Origin of the sequence: Plantibacter sp. PA-3-X8, assembly GCF_003856975.1 — a bacterium.
Lineage (GTDB): Bacteria > Actinomycetota > Actinomycetes > Actinomycetales > Microbacteriaceae > Plantibacter > Plantibacter auratus.
This window is the reverse complement of sequence record NZ_CP033107.1, coordinates 3,282,801-3,305,821: the sequence shown is the minus strand read 5'-3', so window position 1 is coordinate 3,305,821 and position 23,021 is coordinate 3,282,801. Positions and strand designations below refer to the sequence as shown.

Annotated in this window: 25 protein-coding genes; 20 read left to right on the top strand and 5 right to left on the bottom strand. The window is 69.7% G+C overall.

Annotation, left to right across the window (positions count from 1 at the left end; translation table 11 throughout):
• Positions 1-148 precede the first annotated feature (148 nt).
• The 4 genes from pdhA to EAO79_RS15585 all read left to right on the top strand — a co-directional run bounded on the left by pdhA (position 149) and on the right by EAO79_RS15585 (position 4,176).
• On the top strand, positions 149-1,297 hold the full coding sequence (gene pdhA, locus EAO79_RS15600) for a pyruvate dehydrogenase (acetyl-transferring) E1 component subunit alpha (RefSeq protein ID WP_124769534.1): 1,149 nt from the start codon (positions 149-151) through the stop codon (positions 1,295-1,297).
• Positions 1,294-2,340 carry an alpha-ketoacid dehydrogenase subunit beta gene (locus tag EAO79_RS15595; protein ID WP_124769533.1) on the top strand — a complete coding sequence of 349 codons (1,047 nt, stop codon included), beginning with the start codon at positions 1,294-1,296 and terminating at the stop codon, positions 2,338-2,340. The genes pdhA and EAO79_RS15595 overlap by 4 nt, the downstream gene beginning before the upstream one ends.
• A complete protein-coding gene (locus EAO79_RS15590) occupies positions 2,337-3,680 on the top strand; it encodes a dihydrolipoamide acetyltransferase family protein (RefSeq protein ID WP_124769532.1) in 1,344 nt (447 codons plus the stop codon). Before EAO79_RS15595 ends, EAO79_RS15590 begins: the two co-directional genes overlap by 4 nt.
• 118 nt (positions 3,681-3,798) lie before the next feature.
• Entirely contained in the window at positions 3,799-4,176 is a 378-nt protein-coding gene (locus EAO79_RS15585; RefSeq protein ID WP_086473891.1) for a VOC family protein, read from the top strand.
• Between the two features lie 15 nt (positions 4,177-4,191).
• On the opposite strand, the gene EAO79_RS15580 is transcribed toward EAO79_RS15585, so the two are convergent.
• Entirely contained in the window at positions 4,192-4,824 is a 633-nt protein-coding gene (locus tag EAO79_RS15580; RefSeq protein ID WP_124769531.1) for a TetR/AcrR family transcriptional regulator, read from the bottom strand.
• Positions 4,825-4,929: 105 nt separating this feature from the next.
• Between EAO79_RS15580 and EAO79_RS15575 the strand changes: the two genes are divergently transcribed.
• The 15 genes from EAO79_RS15575 (at position 4,930) to EAO79_RS15505 (ending at position 19,494) form a co-directional block, all read left to right on the top strand.
• Positions 4,930-6,537 (top strand): carboxyl transferase domain-containing protein, encoded by a 1,608-nt coding sequence (locus tag EAO79_RS15575; RefSeq protein ID WP_241160904.1) that lies wholly within the window; start codon positions 4,930-4,932, stop codon positions 6,535-6,537.
• 4 nt (positions 6,538-6,541) lie between these two features.
• On the top strand, positions 6,542-8,653 hold the full coding sequence (locus tag EAO79_RS15570) for a biotin carboxylase N-terminal domain-containing protein (RefSeq protein WP_124769529.1): 2,112 nt from the start codon (positions 6,542-6,544) through the stop codon (positions 8,651-8,653).
• Positions 8,650-9,816 carry an acyl-CoA dehydrogenase family protein gene (locus EAO79_RS15565; protein ID WP_064294458.1) on the top strand — a complete coding sequence of 389 codons (1,167 nt, stop codon included), beginning with the start codon at positions 8,650-8,652 and terminating at the stop codon, positions 9,814-9,816. Before EAO79_RS15570 ends, EAO79_RS15565 begins: the two co-directional genes overlap by 4 nt.
• Positions 9,817-9,823: 7 nt before the next feature.
• Positions 9,824-10,321, top strand: a complete 498-nt coding sequence (locus tag EAO79_RS15560) for a MaoC family dehydratase (protein ID WP_079707383.1) — start codon at positions 9,824-9,826, stop codon at positions 10,319-10,321.
• Entirely contained in the window at positions 10,318-11,160 is an 843-nt protein-coding gene (locus tag EAO79_RS15555; RefSeq protein WP_124769528.1) for a CoA ester lyase, read from the top strand. Before EAO79_RS15560 ends, EAO79_RS15555 begins: the two co-directional genes overlap by 4 nt.
• Positions 11,161-11,289: 129 nt before the next feature.
• Entirely contained in the window at positions 11,290-11,550 is a 261-nt protein-coding gene (locus EAO79_RS15550; protein WP_124769527.1) for a hypothetical protein, read from the top strand.
• Positions 11,543-12,133 (top strand): hypothetical protein, encoded by a 591-nt coding sequence (locus EAO79_RS15545; RefSeq protein WP_124769526.1) that lies wholly within the window; start codon positions 11,543-11,545, stop codon positions 12,131-12,133. Before EAO79_RS15550 ends, EAO79_RS15545 begins: the two co-directional genes overlap by 8 nt.
• A 31-nt stretch (positions 12,134-12,164) precedes the next feature.
• Positions 12,165-13,184 (top strand): peptidoglycan-binding protein, encoded by a 1,020-nt coding sequence (locus EAO79_RS15540; protein ID WP_206428243.1) that lies wholly within the window; start codon positions 12,165-12,167, stop codon positions 13,182-13,184.
• Entirely contained in the window at positions 13,175-13,777 is a 603-nt protein-coding gene (locus EAO79_RS15535; protein ID WP_079707104.1) for an ATP-binding cassette domain-containing protein, read from the top strand. The genes EAO79_RS15540 and EAO79_RS15535 overlap by 10 nt, the downstream gene beginning before the upstream one ends.
• 35 nt (positions 13,778-13,812) lie before the next feature.
• On the top strand, positions 13,813-14,853 hold the full coding sequence (locus tag EAO79_RS15530) for a hypothetical protein (protein ID WP_124769524.1): 1,041 nt from the start codon (positions 13,813-13,815) through the stop codon (positions 14,851-14,853).
• Between the two features lie 194 nt (positions 14,854-15,047).
• Complete coding sequence (locus tag EAO79_RS15525) at positions 15,048-16,127, top strand: aldo/keto reductase (RefSeq protein ID WP_079002693.1); 1,080 nt, start codon at positions 15,048-15,050, stop codon at positions 16,125-16,127.
• A gap of 70 nt (positions 16,128-16,197) precedes the next feature.
• Positions 16,198-17,565: a pitrilysin family protein gene (locus EAO79_RS15520; RefSeq protein WP_124769523.1), complete on the top strand. Its 1,368-nt coding sequence runs from the start codon at positions 16,198-16,200 to the stop codon at positions 17,563-17,565.
• Positions 17,566-18,168, top strand: a complete 603-nt coding sequence (locus EAO79_RS15515; protein WP_071262315.1) for a histidine phosphatase family protein — start codon at positions 17,566-17,568, stop codon at positions 18,166-18,168. It begins immediately after the preceding gene.
• 73 nt (positions 18,169-18,241) lie between these two features.
• The gene (gene dapB / locus EAO79_RS15510; RefSeq protein ID WP_124769522.1) at positions 18,242-19,060 is read left to right on the top strand and encodes a 4-hydroxy-tetrahydrodipicolinate reductase; all 819 of its coding nucleotides are present in this window, start codon (positions 18,242-18,244) and stop codon (positions 19,058-19,060) included.
• A gap of 11 nt (positions 19,061-19,071) precedes the next feature.
• On the top strand, positions 19,072-19,494 hold the full coding sequence (locus EAO79_RS15505; protein ID WP_197977658.1) for a hypothetical protein: 423 nt from the start codon (positions 19,072-19,074) through the stop codon (positions 19,492-19,494).
• 23 nt (positions 19,495-19,517) lie between these two features.
• Here the strand turns inward: EAO79_RS15505 and EAO79_RS15500 are convergent, their stop codons facing one another.
• From EAO79_RS15500 to EAO79_RS15485, 4 genes are all read right to left on the bottom strand, one after another.
• Entirely contained in the window at positions 19,518-20,408 is an 891-nt protein-coding gene (locus tag EAO79_RS15500) for a TIGR01777 family oxidoreductase (RefSeq protein ID WP_124769520.1), read from the bottom strand.
• A 39-nt stretch (positions 20,409-20,447) separates the two neighbouring features.
• Entirely contained in the window at positions 20,448-20,873 is a 426-nt protein-coding gene (locus EAO79_RS15495) for an OsmC family peroxiredoxin (RefSeq protein ID WP_124769519.1), read from the bottom strand.
• A 128-nt stretch (positions 20,874-21,001) separates the two neighbouring features.
• Positions 21,002-21,502: a DUF4395 domain-containing protein gene (locus EAO79_RS15490; protein WP_124769518.1), complete on the bottom strand. Its 501-nt coding sequence runs from the start codon at positions 21,500-21,502 to the stop codon at positions 21,002-21,004.
• The gene (locus EAO79_RS15485; RefSeq protein WP_124769517.1) at positions 21,499-21,933 is read right to left on the bottom strand and encodes a thioredoxin family protein; all 435 of its coding nucleotides are present in this window, start codon (positions 21,931-21,933) and stop codon (positions 21,499-21,501) included. Before EAO79_RS15485 ends, EAO79_RS15490 begins: the two co-directional genes overlap by 4 nt.
• A 108-nt stretch (positions 21,934-22,041) precedes the next feature.
• Here EAO79_RS15485 and dapA point away from each other — a divergent pair, with 108 nt between their 5' ends.
• A complete protein-coding gene (gene dapA / locus EAO79_RS15480) occupies positions 22,042-23,019 on the top strand; it encodes a 4-hydroxy-tetrahydrodipicolinate synthase (RefSeq protein ID WP_124769516.1) in 978 nt (325 codons plus the stop codon).
• Positions 23,020-23,021: the final 2 nt, after the last annotated feature.

Here is a 23,021-nt window from a genome sequence, read left to right as displayed (position 1 = left end):
GCGTTCGCCGTTGCGCGGAGTGTCGACGGTTGAGCGCCAGGGTGATCCGGCGTAGCCTCGGACCACCTCGCGATGACGCGAGGGCACGGCATCGCTCACGAGGCACCGCCGTGAGGTCACCGAACTCAAGGCGGCGTGCATCGTGTCGATGGAGACTCACACCCAATTCCCGCAGGATTCCGACGAGCGGGGCGGTGATGCACGCGAACCGGTCCCGGTCGACCAGGGGTGCGTCCAGCTCCTCGATCCGGACGGCGTCCGTCAGGAGGACGCCCTCTACGACCTCTTCGTCGCCGACCTCGGTCACGCCGAGCTGCTCGCGCTCTACGAGGACATGGTCGTCACGCGTCGCATCGACACGGAGGCGACGGCTCTGCAACGGCAGGGCGAGATCGGTCTGTGGCCACCGTCGCTCGGGCAGGAGGCCGCCCAGGTGGGGTCTGCGCGGGTCCTGCGGCGCGGGGACTTCGTCTTCACGAGCTACCGCGAACAGGCCGTCGCCTACTGCCGGGGCGTCGAACTCGACCAACTGATGGCGATGTGGCGGGGGACCGCGCTGTCGGGCTGGGATCCGTTCGCGGTCGGCATGGCGACGCCGGCGGTCATCATCGGTGCCCAGACGCTCCATGCGACGGGCTATGCGATGGGCTGTCAGCGCGACGGGTCCGACGCGGTGGCCGTGGCCTACTTCGGCGACGGAGCGACGAGTCAGGGCGACGTGAACGAGGCGCTGGTGCTGGCCGCGAGCTTCCAGGCACCCGTGGTCTTCTTCTGCCAGAACAACCAGTACGCGATCTCCGAGCCCGTCGGGCTGCAGGCCCAGCGCCCCATCGCGGACCGGGCACCGGGCTTCGGGGTGCCGAGCATGCGGGTCGACGGCAACGACGTGCTCGCCGTGACGGCGGCGATGCGGATCGCCGTCGACCGCGCACGTTCCGGTGGTGGGCCGACCTTCATCGAGGCCGTCACCTACCGCATGGGGCCGCACACCACCTCGGACGATCCGACGCGGTACCGGGACGAGAGCGAGGTCGCGTCATGGCGTGCGAAGGATCCGATCACCCGTCTCGAGCGTCTGCTGGAGTCCGAAGGGGTCCTCGACGAGACGGCCCGAGCCCACGTCGCGTCCGTCGCCGACGCCGCGGCCGCCCGGGTCCGTGCGGGCTGCCTCGCCTTGCCTGCCCCTCACCCGCTCTCGCTCTTCGACGAGATCTACGCCACCGCCCACCCCGGGCTCGAACGGCAACGCGAGGAGTACCGCTCCTACCTCGCGATGTTCGACGGTGGTGCCCGATGACCACGCTCACCCTCAGCAAGGCGATCAACACCGGACTGCACCACGCCCTCGCCGATGACGACCGGGTCCTGTTGCTCGGCGAGGACATCGGCCGACTCGGCGGGGTGTTCCGGGTGACCGACGGCCTCCAGGCTGAGTTCGGCGCCGATCGCGTCGTCGACATGCCGCTGGCGGAGTCCGCGATCATCGGAGCGGCGATCGGTCTGGCGTTCCGAGGCTTCCGCCCGGTGTGCGAGATCCAGTTCGACGGGTTCATCTATCCGGGCTTCGACCAGATCGTCGCGCAGTTGGCGAAGCTGCACTACCGGACGAAGGGCGCCGTGCGCATGCCGGTCACCATCCGCGTGCCGTACGGCGGAGGCATAGGCGCCGTCGAGCACCATTCCGAGTCCCCGGAGGCGTACTTCGCGCACACGGCGGGACTGCGCGTGGTGACGTGCTCGGACCCCCAGGACGCGCACACCATGATCCGTCAGGCGATCGCGTGCGACGACCCGGTGCTGTTCTTCGAACCGAAGCGGCGGTACTGGACGAAGGGTGAGGTCCTCGACGACCTCCCCGCCGATCCGCTCGCGTTCACCCGTGCGCGGACCGTTCGCGCCGGCACGGACGCGACGTTGGTCGCCTACGGTCCGCTCGTCCAAACGGCGCTCGAGGCTGCGGAGGCCGCGGCCGACGAGGGTGTCGACCTGGAGGTGATCGACCTCCGATCCCTCGCGCCCTTGGACGTCGACGCGGTCGCCGCCTCGGTCGAGAAGACCGGGCGACTCGTCATCACGCACGAGGCGCAACGCTCCGGAGGGGTCGGAGCCGAGCTGGCGGCCTCGATCACCGAACGCTGCTTCGACCTCCTCGAAGAGGCCCCGGTGCGGGTGACGGGGTTCGACACCCCCTACCCCGCGTCGGCGCTCGAGGACCACTTCCTCCCGGACCTCGACCGGATCCTGGACGGGGTGGATCGGGCGCTGGGGCGTCGGTCCTCGGCCTCCGCTGTGGGCAGGGCCGATGCCCGGCCTGTGACCGGTGGGGAGGGACGGCGATGAAGCGGTTCTCCCTACCCGATCTCGGTGAAGGTCTGACCGAGAGCGAACTCGTGTCCTGGCGCGTCGCCGTCGGCGACCACGTCGAGCTCAACCAGGTGATCGCCGAGGTCGAGACCGCGAAGGCGCTCGTCGAACTGCCCGCGCCGACCGCCGGCGTGGTCACGAGGCTCCACGTCGAACCGGGGACGACGGTCCTCGTCGGCGAAGCGCTCGTCGACTTCGCGCCCGATGGTGAGACCGCTCCGCCCCCGTCGGTCCCCGAGGCCGACCGAGCGGAGGTCGACCGTCCGAGTGGGGCTGCGGACCGCGAGCCGGTCCTCGTCGGCTACGGCCCTCGCACGGCGAGCGGTGAACGGCCACGGCGTCGTGCCCGGTCCGCCGGCGATGACACACCTGCCCCGGCGCACACCGCCCCGGTGCCGGAGCGTTCCCGGCCCCGCGCGACACCGCCGGTCCGGCGACTCGCGCGCGATCTGGGCGTCGACCTCGGAACGCTCGTCGGCACCGGTGTCGGTGGTCGGATCGCGCGTGAGGAGGTCGAGCGCGCTGCGACCGGCCTGAGCGGGCAGCTGCCGGAGCGTGCTCGCGGAGCGGGAGCGGCACCGGCCGGGACCCCAGAGGCGCCGGCCACGGCGGCCGATGGGTCGGTGCGTCGGCCGATCACGGGGGTCAGGCGCCGGACCGCCGAGGCGATGGTGAACAGTGCGTTCACGGCGCCCCACGTCACGGAGTTCCTGACGGTCGACGTGACGCCGACGATGTCCCTGCTGGACGCGCTCGCCCGCTCGCCTCGGACCGGGGACCACCGGGTCAACATCCTGACCGTCCTCGCCAAAGCGGTGTGCATCGCCGTGAGACGCACTCCCGCGGTCAACGCGAGCTGGGACGAGGCTGCCGGGGAGATCGTCGAGTACGGGCACGTCGGACTCGGGATCGCCGCAGCGACGCCGCGGGGGCTCCTCGTCCCGAACATCGCACGGGCCGAGGAGCTCAGCCTGTTCGAACTCGCGGACGCCGTGGCGGACCTCGTGCGCACGGCCCGCGAGGGACGCACCGCCCCGGCGGAACTCCGTGGTGGCACGATCACGATCTCCAACGTCGGCGTCTTCGGCGTCGACGCGGGGACGCCCATCCTCAACCCCGGCGAGGCCGCGATCATCGCGCTCGGAGCCGTGCGCCGCCGCCCGTGGGAGTTCGAGGGGCAAGTGGTGCTCCGGCAGGTCGTGACCCTGTCGCTGTCGTTCGACCATCGGCTCATCGACGGAGAGCAGGGGTCCCGGTTCCTCGTCGACCTCGGGACGATGCTCTCCGATCCGGCGATGGTCCTGACGATGGTGTGATCGTCGAGTCCAGGCCCTCGCGCTCGCCGGCCCCGGCGGCCGTTCGGGCCTGGACGCGACGGCCGCGACGTGGCATCGTGCATCGTGTACGCATCGGGAATCAGCAAAGGAGCGGCTCATGGTCACCTACACGGATGTCTTCAGCGGGTTCTCGGTCGACGACATCGACGCGGCGAGGGCGTTCTACCGGGACGTCCTCGGTCTCACGGTCACCGACAACGCCATGGGATTCCTGGACGTGGCGCTGCCCGCCGGCGGGTCGGTGCTCGTCTACGGGAAGCCTGACCACACACCAGCCTCGTTCACCGTGCTGAACCTCGTGGTCGACGACATCGACACGGCGGTCGACGAGCTGCAGGCCCGCGGTGTGGTGACGAAGCTCTACCCCGACGACGTCCTGCCGACGGATGCGAAGGGGATCATGCGCGGGAACGGCCCGGACATCGCCTGGTTCACCGATCCAGCGGGGAACGTCCTGTCCGTGCTCGTCGACTGAACCTGTCCCGCGTCCTCACGCGGCGAGCAGGGCGGCCAGTGCCATCCGCTCGAGCGTCGAGCGCACCGCCTCGCGGTCGGGTGTCCCGGCCTCGTTCCTGCCGAGGGAGGTGCTGTGGGACGTGGAGTTGATCAGTCCGAATCCCGCGAGCGCGCGGACCCGCAGTTCCGCCGCGGGGATCGTGGGATGCAGCGTCGTGAGGACGTCCACCCACCGCTCGACGTACCGCCGCTGGAGGGTGCGGACCGCGCGGCGGTCGTCCGGTGCCAGGCTGTCGAGGTCGTGGTCCTGGATGCGGATCACGTCGGGGTCGTCGAGGGCGAAGGCCACGTGGAAGGTGACCAGCGAACGCAGTGCCCGATCGCTGTCGGGAGCCTGCTCGACCTCGCGGGTCCCGCCGTCCAGCAGATCCTGACTGACGCCGACGAGGAGTGCTGCGAGGACGGCCTGCTTGCTCGGGAAGTGGCGGTAGACGGCGGGTCCGCTCATGCCGACGGCCGTTCCGAGGTCCTCCATCGACACCCCGGCGAAGCCGCGCTCGGCGAACAGTCCGGCTGCTGACCGCAGGAGGGCCGAGCGACGTGCCGCTTTCGCCTCCGAGCGCCCGAGATGCGGCGGGTTCGGGGACGGTGTGTCACGACCGGTCATCGGCTCTCCTCGGGGTGGACTTTTTCAGTTAATGAACTGTAACCTCTCTTTCAGTGAGTGGTGAGTAACTGAATGCACTCACGGTCGATGACGACAGGAGCCCGAGTGCCCACCCTCACGAGCGGTGCCGATCCCACCTCAGCCAGATTCCGCGAGCAGGAGGCGGCCCAGCGGACGCTCGTGACGGTGCTCGAGCAGACGATGGCGACCGCGGCCCTGGGCGGCCCGGAGGCGTCGCGGGCCCGGCATGTCGCCCGGGGGAAGCTGCTGCCGCGCGATCGGGTCGACCGTCTGCTCGACGAGGGCAGCCCCTTCCTGGAGATCGCGCCCTTGGCCGCGCACGGCATGTACGACGACGCGACTCCCGGCGCCGGGGTCATCGCCGGGATCGGCCTCGTCCACGGACGACACGTGCTCGTCGTGTCGAACGACGCGACCGCGAAGGGCGGCTCGTACTTCCCGATGACGGTGAAGAAGCACCTCCGGGCCCAGGAGATCGCGGCCGCGAACCGACTGCCGTGCCTGTACCTCGTCGACTCCGGGGGAGCGAACCTCCCGACGCAGGACGAGGTCTTCCCCGATCGCGACCACTTCGGCCGGATCTTCTTCAATCAGGCCAGGATGTCGGCGGCCGGCATCCCGCAACTCGCCGCCGTACTCGGGTCCTGCACCGCCGGAGGCGCGTACGTCCCCGCCATGAGCGACGAGAACGTGATCGTGCGTGGCCAGGGCACGATCTTCCTAGGCGGTCCACCGCTCGTGAAGGCCGCGATCGGCGAGGTCGTGACGCCGGAGCAACTCGGCGGCGGCGACCTCCACGCCCGGGTGTCGGGGGTCACGGACCACCTCGCCGACGACGACGCGGACGCGCTCGACATCCTCCGGGATGCGGTCGCGACGCTGCCGGCGCCCCACCCGCGCGCGTGGGAGGTGCGTCCCAGTGTGCCGCCGGTCGTCCCGGAGGCAGAGCTGTACGGCGTCGTGCCGGCGGAGCTGCAGACGGCCTACGACGTCCGTGAGGTGATCGCGCGGCTCGTCGACGGCAGTGACTTCTCGGAGTTCAAACGCGAGTACGGCGACACCCTCGTGACCGGGTTCGCGAGGCTGCACGGGCACCCCGTCGGCATCATCGCGAACAACGGCGTGCTCTTCAGCGAGTCGGCCCTGAAGGGCGCTCACTTCATCGAGCTCGCCGACCAGCGCGGCATCCCGTTGCTGTTCCTCCAGAACATCTCGGGCTTCATGGTCGGCAGTGACGCCGAGGCCGGAGGCATCGCCAAGCACGGCGCGAAGATGGTCACCGCGGTCGCGACCACCCGGGTGCCGAAGCTGACGGTCGTGATCGGTGGTTCGTTCGGCGCCGGCAACTACTCCATGTGCGGCCGCGCCTACGATCCCCGGTTCCTCTGGATGTGGCCGGGCGCGCGCATCTCCGTCATGGGGGGACAACAGGCGGCGAGTGTCCTCGCGACCGTCAAGCGCGACCAACTCGAGGCCCGCGGTGAGGCGTGGACCGCCCAGGCGGAGGAGGACTTCCGGGCGCCGATCCTCGCCGACTTCGAGGAGCAGGGCAACCCGTACTACTCGACCGCGCGGCTCTGGGACGACGGCATCATCGACCCCGCCCGGACCCGCACGGTCCTCGGACTCGCGCTCGAGGTGTGCTCCCGCGCGCCCCTGCCAGAACCTGGCCTCGGCCTCTTCAGGATGTGACGGCATGACGATCCAGACACCGAACCGGCCGGGCCACGCATCCGCGCGCCCCTTCCGCTCCGTCCTCGTCGCGAACCGCGGCGAGATCGCCTGTCGGGTGATCCGCACGCTCACAGCGATGGACATCGAGAGCATCGCGGTCTTCAGCGACCCTGACCGCGACGCCCCGCATGTCCGGCTCGCGGACCGCGCCGTCCGCCTGGGACCCGCGCCCGCCGCGGACAGCTACCTCGACGTCGACGCCGTCGTCCGAGCCGCCGTCACGACCGGGGCCGAGGCGGTGCACCCGGGCTACGGCTTCCTGTCCGAACAACCCGCGCTCGCGAGGGCGCTCGCCGCTGCCGGGATCGTCTTCATCGGACCGGACGAGCGCGCCCTGGTCCTCATGGGCGACAAGATCCGGGCGAAGGACCACGTCGCGGCTCGAGGCGTCCCGATCATCGAGGGCGTCGCCGACGCCTCGCTCGACGACGACGCGCTCGTCCGTGCCGGTGTCGCCATCGGCTTCCCGCTCATCGTCAAGCCGGCGGGCGGTGGCGGCGGCAAGGGGATGCAGGTGGTGGAGCGCGCCGAGGAGCTCCCATCGGTCATCGCCTCCGCGCACCGGGTGGCCGAGGCGGCCTTCGGCGACGCCACGCTCCTCCTCGAGCGGTTCGTCACGAGACCCCGGCACATCGAGGTGCAGGTGCTCGCGGACGCCCACGGTGCGGTCGTGCACCTCGGGGAGCGCGAGTGCTCGCTCCAGCGTCGGCACCAGAAGGTGGTGGAGGAGTCCCCGTCGCCGCTCGTCGACGACCGGCAGCGGGCGCGACTCGGCGAGGCGGCCTGCACGGTCGCACGGAGCGTCGGCTACCGAGGGGTGGGGACCGTCGAGTTCCTCGTCGCCGACGACCGACCCGACGAGTTCGCCTTCCTCGAGATGAACACGCGGTTGCAGGTGGAGCATCCGGTCACCGAGCTCGTCACGGGGCTCGACCTCGTGGAGTGGCAGGTGCGCGTCGCCGCCGGTGAACCGCTGGCGATGACGCAGGACGACGTCGTCCTGCGTGGTCACGCGGTGGAGGCGCGGCTGTACGCGGAGGACCCGTCGAGCGGCTTCCTGCCCCAGACCGGGGTGCTCGAGCGGGTGCGTCTGCCGCACGGGCCGGGCGTCCGCGTCGACGGCGGCATCGCCGCCGGGCAGTTCGTCGGCCCCTGGTACGACCCCATGCTCGCGAAGATCGTGTGCTGGGCGGAGGATCGCGGGACCGCGCTCCGGCGACTCGACGCCGCGCTCGCGGCGACGGTGGTCTTCGGTGTCCGCACGAACCTCGGCTTCCTCCGGCGGCTCCTCGCCGACGAGGACGTCGTCGCGGGACGACTGCACACCGGACTCATCGCCGACCTGCTCGACGACAGCCCGTCCGCCGCGACGTCCGAGCGGGTCCTGACCGCAGGGGCGCTCGCCGAAACGGACGACCGACGATTCGAGGCCGCAGCGCGGACCGCCGGACTCGGGACGCCGTGGTCGGATCCCGGTGGGTGGCGCCTCGGCGCGGCAGCACCGACGCGACAGCACCTGCGTCTTGAGGACGGACGCATCGTCCGCATCGAGGTGCGTGGGTCGAGCGACGACGCGAGCGTCTCCGTCGATGACGCGGCACCGACCCGGGCCGCGGTCCTCAGCCGGTCGGACGGCACCCTGCGGTTCGAGCACGACGGTGTCAGCACCCCGTTGGAGACCGTCCGCGTGGGGGACGAACGATGGATCGCGCTCGACGATGCCATCAGTGTGGTCGAGGTGGTCCCGCGTGGGGCGCTCCCAGTCGGCGGGGATCCGACTGCGGCCGGTGCGGTCGATCCGGAGGTGCGCACGCCGATGCCCGGCACCGTCACGGCCGTGCACGTCACGAGCGGCGACGCCGTCACCGCCGGTCAGCCGCTCGTCACCGTCGAAGCGATGAAGATGGAGCACCTCCTCACCGCCACGACCGACGGCACGGTCACCCTCCACGTCGCCACGGGTGGCACGGTCACCACCCGTCAGTCGGTCGCGACGATCGTCGCAGACCCCGTCGCAGCACACCTGAACGCAGCCCCAACCGATGCAGCACCCACGAACGGAGCATCAGCATGAACACCGAGCTCAGCCCCGAGCACCAGCGGATCGTCGACACGGTCAAGGCGTTCGCCGACGAGGTCGTCGCGCCCGCCGCCTATCAGTACGACACGGAACGGCGTCTGCCGTACGACATCATCGCGCAGATGGGGGAGCTCGGACTCTTCGGGCTGCCGTTCCCGAAGGAACTCGGCGGCGGGGGGATGGACTACTTCGCGCTCTGCCTCGCCGTCGAGCAGCTCGGACGCGTCGACCAGAGCATCGGCGTCACCCTCGAGGCCGGCGTCGGCCTCGGAGCCATGCCGATCTACCTGTACGGCACCGACGCCCAGCGCGAGGAATGGATCCCGCAGCTCGCGAGCGGGCAGGCGCTCGCCGCGTTCGGCCTCACCGAGGCGCGTGCCGGCAGTGATGCAGGCGCGACGGAGACCACCGCCGAGCTCGTCGACGGTGAGTGGGTGATCAACGGCACGAAGCAGTTCATCACCAACTCCGGGAGCGAGATCACCCGTCTCGTGACGGTCACGGCCGTCACGGGGGAGCGGGTCCGATCCGACGGCCGGGTGACGAAGGAGTTGTCGTCGATCCTCGTGCCGGTCCCGACGCCGGGCTTCACCGCGCTACCGCCCTACGACAAGGTCGGGTGGCACACCTCCGACACCCACCCCCTGCGGTTCGAGGACGTCCGCGTGCCGGAGGGCAACCTGCTCGGCGAACGCGGGCGCGGATACGCCAACTTCCTCACGGCGCTCGACGGTGGACGGATCGCCGTGGCCGCGCTCGCCGTCGGAGCTGCCCAGGGCTGCCTCGAGGAGGCGATCCGCTACGCCAAGGAGCGGGTCGTGTTCGGTCGGGCGATCGGTGACAACCAGTGGATCGCCTTCCGGATCGCGAAGATGCAGGCGAGGGTCCACACCGCCAGGCAGGCCTACTACGACGCCGCGTCGCGCATGCTCCGGGGAGCGCCCTACAAGATGGAGGCCTCGATCGCGAAGATGGTCGCCGGGGAGGCCGCGATGGACAACGCCCGCGACGCGACCCAGATCTTCGGCGGCTACGGGTTCCTCAACGAGAACCCGGTGGCGCGGCACTACCGGGACTCGAAGATCCTCGAGATCGGTGAGGGCACCACCGAGGTGCAGCTCATGATCATCGCCCGCGAACTCGGCTTCGCGTCGTGAGGTCATGATGACCGACTCGTCCGAGACGTCGTCCGGCCCCGTGATCGAACAGCGAGGTCTGTACTTCGAGGAGTTCGTGGTGGGTGCGACCTACCGCCATCGCCCCGGACGCACCCTCACGGAAGCTGACAACGTCCTGTTCTCGACGCTCACGATGAACGGGCAGTCGCTGCACGTGGATGCCGCGTGGTCTGCGACCGGGCCCTTCGGGGAACGGCTCGTGAACTCGATGCTGACGCTCTCGACGCTCGTGGGGCTGTCGGTCGCACAGCTCACCGAGCAGACGATCGTCGCGAACCTGGGCTTCACCGACATCGCCTTCCCGAACCCGATGCACCACGGCGACACGCTGTACGCCGAGACGCTCGTGACGGCCAAACGGTTGTCGTCGTCAAGGCCGGGCGAGGGTGTCGTCACCCTGCTCCACACGGGTCGGAACCAGGACGGCGTCGTCGTCGCGACCGCGACCAGGAGCACGCTCGTCCAGTGCTCGGGTGCATCGTGACCGGCGCCGCGGCGTTCGACCTGGGGCCGGCGATCCTCTTCGTCCCAGCAGACCGTCCGGATCGCTTCGCGAAAGCGGCCGAGCGTGCGGATGCCGTCATCCTCGATCTCGAGGACGCCGTCGATGCGGCGCGCAAGGCGATCGGTCGCGGAGCGATGGTGGAGCATCCGTTGGACCCGCTCCTGACGATCGTGCGGGTGAATCCAGCGGATGGCCCGGACTTCGCGGCCGACGTCGCCGCCGTGGCGACAACGGCTTATCGAACGGTGATGCTCGCGAAGACCGAGAGCGTCGCGCAGCTCGACGACCTGGCCCGCGCCCTGCCGGGGGTTGCGATCGTCGCGCTATGCGAGACGGCCGCCGGAGTCGTGCGCGCCGAATCGATCGTCGCGCACGACTCGGTCGTCGCCGTGATGTGGGGCGCTGAGGACCTGGTGGCGTCACTCGGCGGCACGAGCAGCAGGCGCTCTGACGGACGCTACCGCGACGTCGTGGGCGCCGCTCGATCGCACGTCCTGCTCGCAGCGGGGGCCGCCGGTGTCGCCGCGATCGATGCCGTCCATCTCGACCTCAACGACCAAGCGTCGCTTGCGGTAGAGGCGGAGGATGCGAGTGCGGTCGGCTTCGTTGCGACGGCGTGCATCCATCCCGCGCAGGTCCCGATCATCCAGGCCGCTTACCGTCCGGACCCCGAGGCAGTGCGCGCGGCGAGGGAGCTACTGGCGGCTGCCGCCGACCGCATCGGCGCCTTCCGGCATGCCGGGCGCATGGTCGACGAGCCGCTCCTCAGGCACGCACGCGCACTTCTCGCGCGTGCCGGGGAGGTTTCTGGGAGCTGAGCCTTGCCCCGTCCCCCAAGATGCCGACTGCTCATATCTTAGATTTTGGATATGTTGGACCTGGCTCGAAATCGGGCCGACGGCGGCCTATCTCAATGGGCTGCCGTTTCAGGAACAACGGGGGTTGAGATGAAAAAGAAGCTGTTCGGTCTTGTCGCGATGGCGGCTCTGGTCACGGGCGTATCGCTGACTGCCGCGGCTCCAGCGCAGGCTGCCTGCAGGGTCGACAATCTGAGCATGTGGCAGGGGAAGAACGCCACGTGCCTGAATATCGTGCACGTTTCGTTCGGGTCGAGTACACATCTCGGGAATCCCGCTCGCGCCGGGCAGTGGTCCAAACAGCAGCTGTGTTGGGATGGTGCGACGGGTTACTCCTACCGCAATGCGTAGGCTCTGGACCGTCCCCGTATTCGCAGCGCTCATGTTGTTTGCGTCGAACGGGTGCGCCGCAGACTTCGGACCGTCAGACATCGTTGCCGGGAGTGCCGGAGACGTGCCGGAGTTCACGGGACCGTGGGCGTCGGAGTTCGCGGACACATATCGAGCTGGCAGTGACGTTGTCCGAGCGATCCTCGAGGATGGTGCGATCTCCGACGCCGAATGGGCGGAGACCAGCGACGCGTTTATCGGCTGCATGCAGGACAGGGGAGTGAGGGTGACGCTCGACGATGCGTACGGCGCGATCGCGCTCCCAGACATGCCGAAGCCGGACGCCGCTTCGGACGCAGCGCTGGACGCGTGCACGCCGGACTTCTACGCGGTCAGCAGTCTGCGCCGCGATCTTGCCCGCAATCCGGATGCGCGCGATGAAGACGCCATTATCGCGGCATGTCTGGTCAATGCGGGGCTCGTCGAACCCGGGTACTCCGGCGAGGACCTCGCCTCAGATGCGAAGCAGGAATCACTCCCATTCGACAACGATGACCCAGTGTTCGGGTCCTGCATCCGCGACCCATTGGGTCTCCTTGAATGACGACCGCGCTCGTCGTCGGCTTCCGCCGTCCGTGTGGCTCATGATCCCCTCGCTGCTCGTGCTGGGAGCTCTCCTCGGGGTGACGGTCGTCGGGGTCGCTCGTCCCGAGGCTGCGCCGCCGGCGATCGGCGGGGCGGTCCCGGTAGGCGAGGTGCCCGTGACCAGTACGAAGTACCTCGACGTACGCAGCGTCACGCTCGCTTTTGAGACCCAGTCGCAGGGTGAGATCGTCACGCCGGTAGGCGGATTCATCACGCGGACGAGCTGCGTAGTCGGCGGCGAGGCGCAGTCCGGTGAATCGGGCATAGCGATCAACGGGCGGTCCCTGGTCTACCTCGCGTCGGGCGCGCCGCTGTGGCGGGACCTCGGACCGGACTCCGTCGGAAGCGATGTCAGAGGCCTCCAAACCGAGCTGAATCGACTGGGCTACTCGCTGGATGCCGACGGCGAGTTCGGCCCTCTGACCCTGCGCGCGGCTCGCGACCTCGCGGAGCGCAACGGCGTGGACAGCAGCGACTGGAGCGTCATACCTCGGGAGGCTTTCGTCTGGATCCCCGCACCTGTGACGGGGATCACGAGCTGTCCGACAGTTCTCGGTGCATCCGTCGCGCCGGATGACGCGCTGTTCGTTGCGCCGCCGGTCATCGCCAGTGCACGTGTCGCCGCGCTACCTGACACGCTCGCTCCTGGCCCACGGGTCATCGTCGCGGGCGAAGTCCGGGTTGCGGTGGACGATCAGGGGGCCATCGCGGATCCCGCAGCCCTTCACGAGCTCGGCCGGTCGTCTGAATTCGCAGCGTGGCTTGCAGCGGACGATGGCACGGACTTCATCGTCGACCTTGAGCTCGCATCGCCGGTGACGGTGACCACCGTGCCACCCGCTGCGGTCTTCGGACTAGACGGTTCGACGGGGTGTATCTCCAGTGCCGGTCACACCGTCGTCGTCGAGGTCGTCGGATCAGGTCTCGGTCAGAGCTACGTCGTTGTGCCAGCAGACGCCGAGGTCGTGGTAGTCGATGTTCGGCTCCCTCCCGGTCGACCATGCGGTTGACGGCCGAGGGCCTGTCCCTGCGCTTCCCACAGGGCGACTGGCTGTTTGAAGACCTCTCGTTCCGCTTGGTACCGGGGCGCGTGTACGCGGTGACCGGGCCATCCGGTTCGGGCAAGAGCACGTTGCTCAGTCTGCTCGCCGGCTGGCTGCACCCGACGAAGGGTGTGATCGTGCGCGAGGACGTCGCGGTGACCAGTTGGGTGTTCCAGAATCCGCACGGAGTTGCGAGACGGACTGCTCTCGACCACGTCGCGCTCCCTTACCTCGCGCGCGGCGCGGATCACGACCATGCTTGGCAGAGCGCGTTCGCCGACCTCGAGACGGTGGGTCTCGCCGGAGTCAGCCTGCGTCAGTTTCGACACCTCTCGGGCGGGGAAGCGCAGCGCCTGATGCTCGCCCGCGCACTTGCGACGCATCCCCACCTGTTGCTAGTGGACGAGCCGACCGCTCAGCTGGACCAGCGCACGGCCGTCTCAGTGAACGAGGCGATCGGGTCGATCGCATCCGACGGGACCATCGTCGTCATCGCGACGCACGATGAGCGCACGCGCGATGCATGCACTGACGAGATCGCACTCGGTGCAGCGCGATGAGGTGGGCATCGACCCTCCGAGAAGCAGCGCTCGACGTGCAGTCCGGCACGACGAAGGCGACGATGCTCGGTTGTGTGTTGTTCGCCGTCGTCCTTGTGCTGGGCTTGGCTGAGATCGGCACGATGTCCCAACTCCTGACTGCTGCCGACGTCTACCGACGTGCGGGTGGGGCGACCCTGGTCTACATCGCCCCCCAACAGATCGACGGGCCAGCCTGCGACCGGCTCACGACGATCCCAGGCATCGACGCTGCGGGAGCCATGAGGCCGTCGACTGAGAACGAACGCCTGCTGGCGCTTCCGAGTTCGTCCGTACCGACGTTCGAGGTCAGTCCGGGTTTCTCCGGTTTCGTTGCGCTCGATGCGCCGCGCCCCCACCGTGGCGTGCTCGTCTCGGCCGCGCTCGCAGATGCCCTCGAACTCGATGCCAGTGACAAGCTCCCGTTGATGAGCGGCACGGTCGAGGTCGGAGCCGTTTTTACCTCCGTGGAGGACGGCCGCCGGCTTGGCCTCGGATACGCGCTCATTGCTCCGACAGCGGCGATCGGCCCGTTCGACGAATGTTGGATCGACACCTGGCCGCAGTCGCAATCGTCGACCGATGCGCTGCGCACCGTCCTCCTCCCAGGGGCTGGGGCAACGGATGCATCGCCGCCACGGCTCGCGCAGCTCAACAGCACGCTCGGCGCTCACTTCGACGGCGCCGCGCGGTACGCCGAGCGTCTCTCTCGATTCGCGCCGCTCGTCGGAATCGTCATCGCCGCCGCAATCGGGTTCGTCGCGACCCGAACCCGCCGCATCGAATTGGCATCCGCGCGTCATGCAGGGGTGCCGGTCGGGTCGCAGGTGCTGCAACTCGTCTGCGAAACACTCTGCTGGGCCGTCGGCGCTGCAGTGATGGCGGTGTCCGCCATCCTGCTGCTCCTGGAGATCGCGCCCCAGGAAGGCCTTGGAGTGGTCGCTGGGATCGCGATCCGACCAGCCGTGGTCGCCGTGCCCGCCGTCCTTTGTGGAGTGATCGGCGGGGTAGCGCTCACGAAGGAGGAGCAGCTCTTCCGGTACTTCAAGGAACGGTGATGTCGCCCCGTCGAAAGGCCGCCCCGGGTGGAACGCGGAATCGTTACGAATCAGTTGCCACCCGGTCGTTATGTCGTCCAGCCGAAGTCGCCGGTCTCCTCTAGCCTGGTGAGCAAGCACCGGCCCGTCGCTCCACGCACGGATCCCGACGGTGCAGCGCGTCACCGGTCGGCGGACCGAGAGAGGGGCAGGGGATGCCACACCTCTGGCGCTCGTCGAGCACCCGTGGCAGTTCTCTCGTCGGCGGAGCAGCGGACGGCGTCGACGACGACGCGAGTCGGCGTCCCGAGCAGCTCGTCCCGCACCCGTCCTTCCCGACGCCCGTCCAGGACCCCGAGCCTTCTGAGGCACCGAGGCGCACGATCGGCGACTCCGAGTTGTCGGTCTTCCCGGTCGTGCTCGGCGGCAGCGTGTTCGGGTGGACCGTCGACCCCGACACGACGTCGGACATCCTCGACCGGTTCCACGACTCCGGCGGCAACATGGTGGACACCGCCGACAGCTACGCGGGCGGACGCAGCGAGATCCTCATCGGCAATTGGATGCGGAAGCGCCGCAACCGGGACGACATGGTCGTCGCGACGAAGATCGGCCGGCACCCCGACTACCCGGGTCTCGGCTCGGTGAGCATCATCCGTGCGGTCGAGGCGGCGCTCGAACGGTTGCAGACCGACCACATCGACCTGCTGTCCTTCCACGACGACGACCCGAGCATCCCGTTGGCCGACAGCCTCGGGACGGTCGACTGGTTGATCGAGACCGGCAAGGTCCGCTACCTCGGCACCTCGAACACGACCCCCGAACGGCTGATGGAGGCACGGATCCTCTCGGCGAGCGGCTTCACCCAGTTCGTCGCGCTCGAGACGCACTACAGCCTCATGCACCGGGAGCCGTACGAGAGTACCCTCGCGCTCGTCGCGACGGCCCAGCACCTCGGTGTCCTGCCCTACTTCGCCCTCGCGAACGGCTTCCTGACGGGCCGCTACCGCACCCGCTCCGACCTCGACCCGAGCACCCGCGGCAGTCGCGCCGCGACCCATCTCCACCGCCGTGGACTGCGGGTCCTGCACGTCCTCGACGAGATCGCGGAGGAGAACCGCTGCACGGTCGCCTCGGCGGCGCTCGCCTGGGCCATGTCACGTCCCGGCGTCGTCGCGCCCATCGCGAGCGCGTCCCAGCCGGCTCACGTCGACTCGCTCATCGCGGCGGCCGACGTGCGGCTGAGCCGCGGGCAGATCCTCGAGCTCGACCGCGTCTCCGGTCGCTTGCGCTGAGTCGACCGGCGGTCGCCTGCGCACGGTCGCTCGCGCGCGACGCCCGGGAACCTGACGTATGGTTGGGGTGATGAACGCCGCCGTCGACTTTCCGCTCACTCGTCCCGAGCTCGCGTTCACCGCATCCGGGGACGCGCTCGTCCGCCGGACGGTCCTGCCCAACGGGCTGCGCATCCTGAGCGAACACATGCCGGGCAGCCGCAGCGCGACGATCGGCTACTGGGTGGCCGTCGGCTCCCGCGACGAACAACCGGCGACCGCCGATCGACCGGCGACCTTCGGCTCGACGCACTTCCTGGAGCACCTCCTGTTCAAGGGCACGCCGTCGCGTTCCGCCCTCGACATCGCGGTCGCCTTCGACGCCGTCGGCGGCGAGCACAACGCGCTCACGGCCAAGGAGCACACCTGCTACTACGCCAAGGTGCGCGATCGCGACCTGCCGATGGCGGTGGACGTCATCACCGACATGCTCACCTCCTCGCTACTCGACCCGGAGGAGTTCGAGAACGAACGCGGCGTCATCCTCGAAGAGCTCGCGATGATGGACGACGATCCAGGGGACGTCGCCAACGAACGGTTCTTCGAGCGCGTGCTCGGCGAGCACCCGCTCGGGCGTCCCATCGGCGGTCACCCGCAGTCGATCATCGAGGTCGGCCGGGACGCCGTCGTGGCGCACTACCGAGCCAATTACCGCGCGAACGACGTCATCGTGACGGCGGCCGGCGCCGTCGACCACGACGCGCTCGTCGCCCAGGTGTCGGGGGCGCTCGTGCAAGCGGGCTGGCCGGCGGACGCGGTGGCCGCACCGGTCGCGCGTCGGACCCTCGCTCCTGCTGCCGTCGTCGGCGGATCGCCGCTCTCGGTCGTGCACCGACCCACCGAGCAGGTCCACCTGCAGATCGGCGGAGCGGGCCTCATCGCGGGCGACGAGCGACGATTCGCCATGAGCATGCTCAACTCCATCCTCGGCGGCGGCATGTCCAGCCGCCTGTTCCAGGAGATCCGAGAACGGCGCGGGCTCGCCTACTCCGTGTACTCGTTCGCCGGCAGCTACTCGGACGCCGGCGTCTTCGGCCTCGCTGCCGCCTGCTCCACGGCGAAGGCGGCGACCGTGGCCGAGCTCATGCTCGCCGAGCTCCACCGGCTCGCCGAGCACGGCGTGACGGACGAGGAGTTGTCGCGCGCGCTCGGCCAGCTGAGCGGCGCCTCGGCGCTGGCGCTGGAGGATTCGGACTCGCGTATGAGCCGCCTCGGTCGAGCGGAGCTGACCCTCGGCGAGTTCATCGACCTCGACGAGAGCATCCGTCGCCTGCAGTCCGTCGGTCAGGACGACGTCCAGCAGCTCGCGCAGCACCTCGCCGCGCAGCCCATCACGGTGTCGGCGGTCGGAGCCGTCGACGAGGACACCTTCGCTCCGATCATCGCGGGGGTGCGTTGAATGTCCCATTACCTGTATCTCGTCAGACACGGCGAGCAGCAACACGCTGAGCACGGCTTGCCCGACGGACCACTGTCGGCACGCGGTCGGCGTCAGGCACAGCTGCTCGCGGAGCGCCTCGGTGGTGTCCCGATGACCGCGGCGTGGCACTCGCCGTTGCAGCGTGCCGCGGAGACCGCCCAGATCATCGCCGAGCGGATGCCGGCGGTCACACCGGAGCCGTCGTCACTGCTCTTCGACTGCGTCCCGAGCGGTCGCACACCGGAGACGCCGTCGGCGTTCGACCCCTTCTTCGGCTCGATCACCGAAGCGGAGATCGAGGCGGGCGAGGCGCAGATGGCCGACGCGGCCGCCGAGTTCCTCTCGCCGAAGCGCGGTGACCATCACGAGCTGCTCATCACGCACAACTTCGTCATCGGGTGGCTCGTCCGCGAGGCGCTCCAGGCGCCCGCATGGCGCTGGGTGAGCATCAACCAGGCCAACGGCGGACTGACGGTGCTGCACCAGCGCGCCGGGCGTCCGTGGAGCCTCATCACCCACAACGACCTCGCGCACCTCCCCATGGAGCTCCGCACGGGTCTTCCCGAGCCGCACATCGTCTAGTCGGCGGCGGGGGAGCAGATCGGCAGGCCTCCGCCCGAGGACGGCGCGCGCGGGCAACACGTAAGCTGAGGGCATGACGACACGAGTGGCGCTGGCCGGCGCGAGAGGCAAGATGGGCCGACTGTTCACCAGCATCATCGGTTCACTCGACGACTTCGAGCTGGTCGCGTCGCTCGGTTCGTCGAGCGAGCTGAGCGAGATGGACGGGGCGGACCTCGTCGTCGACGTCACGGTCCCGGGTGTCAGCCAGCGGATCGTCGACCACGCCGTCGCTCAGGGCATCAACGTGCTCGTCGGGACGAGCGGTTGGTCGGCCGAGCGTATCCAGCGACTCGACCGCCGGCTCGCCGAGCTGCCCGAGCAGGGCGTCGTCATCATCCCCAACTTCTCGCTGGGGTCCGTCCTGTCGACGAGTCTGGCGACCGTCGCGGCCCGCTTCTTCGACTCGATCGAGATCATCGAGTCCCACCGCGACACGAAGGTGGACTCGCCCTCCGGGACCGCCGTGCGCACCGCCGAGCTGATGATGGCCGCTCGTGGCGACCGTGGGCCCGTCGCCGCTCCGCACACCGACCAGCGGGCGAGGGGACAGCAGGTCTCGAGCATCCCGATCCACAGCCTGCGGCTCCAGGGTGTCGTCGCCCGCCAGGAGGTCGTGTTCGGTGGCGTCGACGAACTCGTCACGATCACGCACGACACGATCTCGCCCGCGTCCTACGAGCGGGGCATCCGGCTCGCCCTCGTGGCCGCCCGCGACGCCCAGGGGGTCACCGTCGGTCTCGACAGTCTGCTCGACCTCGGACTCGATCGCCCAGGGCCGGCGGGTCGGCGGCCCGCCCAGGGGGCGCCCGAGCACGTCTCCGGCCAAGCCGCGGCGGCCAGCGCCCTGTGAAGACCCGCGTCATGGTCGCGATCATCGCGGCCCTGCTCGTCCTCTACATCGTCCTCGTCGGGTACCGTGCCGTCGTCCTCCTCGGCACGGGCGAACCTGTCGGCATCGCCATGGGTGCGGCGCTCGTCGTCCTGCCGATCCTCGGCGTCTGGGCGCTCTGGCGCGAGATCGCCTTCGGGTTGGGCGCCGAGCGCCTCGGCGTCCGCCTCGAGGCCGAGGGCGGCCTTCCGCCCGAGCAGGTCGAGACCCGCGAGAGCGGCCGGCCGATGCGTGATGCCGCAGACGAGCTGTTCCCGAAGTACCGTGACGCGGCCGAGGCCGCTCCCGACGACTGGCGATCCTGGTACCGCCTCGGACTCGTCTACGACGGTGCCGGAGACCGCCGCCGAGCACGGCAGGCCATCCGGCAGGCGATCCGGCTCTCGCGGAGCTGACCGGAGCGGCGGCGTCCCGTCGTTCAGTCCCGGGCGAGTGCTTCGGCCAACGCCTGCTCGACGGTCGGCGTGCTGAACGTGAAGCCGTCGTCCAGGAGCCGACGAGGTTCGACGCGCTGATCGCTCAGCAGCAGTCCGTCGGCGGCGTCGCCGAGGAGCGCCTTGAGGGCGAACTTCGGGACGCGGAGCAGATAGGGCCGGTTCATCCGTCTGGCGAGCTCGAACATGAGGTCGTCGGCACGGGCGGCCTGCGGACCGCACAGGTTCACCGGTCCGGAGAGCGTCGAGGTCAGGAGGTGGGTGATCGCCCGGACCTCGTCCTGCAGCCCGATCCACGGCCAGAACTGGCGGCCCGAACCGAGCGGACCGGCGACCCCGAACCGGGTGAGCGGTGCCAGCGGCTTGAGCACGCCTGCCAGGTCGACGACGATACCGTTGCGGAGCAGCACGGTGCGGACGGCGTCGGGCGCCGCGAGCGCCGAGTCCTCCCAGGCGACGACGACGTCGGCGAGGTATCCGGCCCCTCTGGAGGAGTCCTCCGTGAGGGTCTCTCCGGGACGGTCGCCGTAGTACCCGACCGCCGAACCACTGAGGAAGGCGGCCGGTGGCTGCTCCGCCCGGTTCATGGCGTCGACGAGTGTCCGGGTGGCGCTGAGTCGTGACCAGAGGATCGTGGACCGGTAGGCCGCCGTCCACGGCAGCTTGCCGAGGGAGGCACCGGAGAGGTTGACGACCGCGTCGGCGCCGCTCAGGACCGCTGGATCCAGCACGCCTGCCAGCGGATCCCACTCCGCTTCTCCGGCACCACGCGCCGGACGTCGTACGAGCCGGACGACGTCATGGCCGTCGGTCTCGAGGGAGCGCCCGAGCGCCGTTCCGATGAGCCCGGAGGCTCCGCCGATCACGATGCGCATGCGCGTCGCCTTCCTGCTCGTGCTGCTGGACGGTGGTGGTTACGCGAGGCTGGCTTCGAGGGTGATCGGGATGCCGGCGAGCGCCTGCGAGACCGGGCAACCCTCCTTCGCCGCCGTGGCGATGCGCTCGAAGTCGGCCTCGGAGATGCCGGGTACGACCGCGCTGACGAGCAGGTGGCTGCCGGTGATGCCGGTGCCGGGGGTGAAGGAGACCCCCGCGGTTGCCTGGATGCGCTCCGGCGGGAATCCGGCGCTCGTGAGTTCGTTGGCGAACGCCATCGAGTAGCAGGAGGCGTGAGCAGCCCCGAGCAGTTCCTCGGGGGTCGTCGTCGTGTTGGATCCCTCCGAGCGTGCCTTCCAGTCGACGGCGAACTCGGCCGCCTCGGAGGTGTCGAGGCTCGTGTGCCCGGATCCCTCGAAGAGCGTGCCGTTCCAGACCGTCGTGGCTTCGCTTGTTACCGCCATGGTGCAACCTCCATCGTCGGGCCGTGCAGGAGCGCATCGGCGCTGGTGTTCGTGGGGTCAGCCTAACCGGATCGACCTGGACGGTCACCCCGTCGACAAACGCTGTCGACAGGTGCTTCAGGCCACCGTCACGCTGGTCGTCCGATGAGGCGGGCGCGGAGGAGGAGCACATACAGGCGGCAGCCGAGGCAGAACCCGAACGCCGCGTTGAGGAAGGCGGCGACGAACGCGGCACCGGCGGAGACGGCGAGGGATCCCGGCAACCCGACGAGGTGCAGCACGAGTCCGATCGCGACCACCACGAGCCCGACGCCCTGCGCGAAGGTCGGTGGTTCGGGTGCCTCGAGTTCGACGGGCGGGCCGAACCTCGGGCGGATGAGGCGTCGGAACACGATGCCGTACGGGTGGCGTCGGATCCCGGCGAACGCGCCCCACGCGAACAGGGCTGCGACGACGACGAGGAGGACGAAGGCCGGTTGGCCGGCCCGCGCGGGCAGCGTGTCGGCGAGCGGCGCCGTCAGCGCGAGGAAGACGGCGACGAGGAGGAGCACGGCGGTCACGGTCGCGCCGAACCGCGGGCTGCGCGGGTCGATGCCGGTCGGCTGTGCTGCTGGAGGATTCGAGGTCATGCTGGTCTCCCGAGGACGGATCGGAGCTCGCCGGCGAGCACCGCACGGCGTGCGACCCCGGAGAACCGACCGCGCACGATCCCGGCGCGGTCGAGGAGGAGGACGGTGGGCGTCTGCAGGACGGAGAAGCGGTCCGCGAGGTCGGGACGGTGGGTCAGATCGACGTCGAGGACGCCCACGCCCGCCTCCCCGTCGGCCAGCTCGTGCAGCAGTCGTCTGGTCCCGGGGCACTGGGCACAGAACTCGGTGCTGAACTGCACCAGGGTGGCCGATCGGCCGAGCGGAGTGGTCGTCCCGAGTGCCGCCGACGAGAGTCGGTCCCCGTCGGTGCGGTGCGACGCACGCCCGCTCCGTGCACGCACGACCAGACCCACCGCCGTCGCGGACAGAACGAGGACGAGGATCAGCGAGAGGGCGGGCAGCGGGGACATGGTGTCCGTCAGCATAGGTTCCGGGTGCCGGTCCCTGAGCCCGTGTGACGCGAGGTGACGGCCGTGCGGGTGGTGACCCGCAAGAGGGAAACCCGATAGCCTGAGAGGGTGTCGCGTGCAGAGAACCCCTTCGGTCAAGTCCTCGTCGCCCTGGTGACGCCGTTCACCGCCGACGGCGAGGTCGACTGGAAGGCCGTCGAGCGACACATCGACGACGTCGTGACCGCGGGGGCCGACGGCATCGTCGTCACCGGCACCACGGGTGAGACGTCCACGCTGACGGACCCGGAGAAGGTCAAGCTCGTCGAGGTCGGCAAAGCCGTCGCTGGCGGGCGCGCGAAGATCATCACCGGTGGTGGATCCAACGAGACGGCCCACGCGATCGAGCTCGCGAAGAAGAGCGAGCAGGCGGGTGCCGACGGCAACATGATCGTCACCCCGTACTACAACAAGCCCACCCAGGCCGGCGTGCTCACCCACTTCCGCATGATCGCCGACTCCACGGATCTGCCGGTCATCCTCTACGACATCCCGGGGCGAACCGGCATCCCCATCACCTACGAGACGATCCTGCGTGCGGCCAAGCACCCGAACATCCTCGCGGTGAAGGACGCCAAGGGCGACCTCAGCGAGGTGAGCCGGGTCATGAACCAGACGGACCTCATGTACTTCGCGGGCGACGACGCCAACGCACTGCCCACGCTCGCCATCGGTGGCACCGGCCTCATCGGCGTCACGGCCAACATCGCGCCGACGCCCTACCGACACATGGTCGACGCGGTGAACTCCGGCGACCTCGCCGCGGCCACCGCGGCGCACCGGCAGCTCGAGCCCCTCGTGCGCGCGGTCATGACCCACGTCCCCGGCACCGTCGCCGCCAAATACATCTTGCACGGCCTCGGCCGGATCCAGAGCCCGCGGGTACGTCTTCCGCTGGTCGGTCCGGAGGAGTGGGAGGCTGCGCAGATCGAGGATGAGATCGACCTGGTGAAGGACATCCCAGGCGTCGACTTCCGCAACTTCCGGCCAGACCGCAACGCCGCCGCCGGTGGCGCGCTGCCCAAGGTCGCCGGTACGACTCGCTAGAC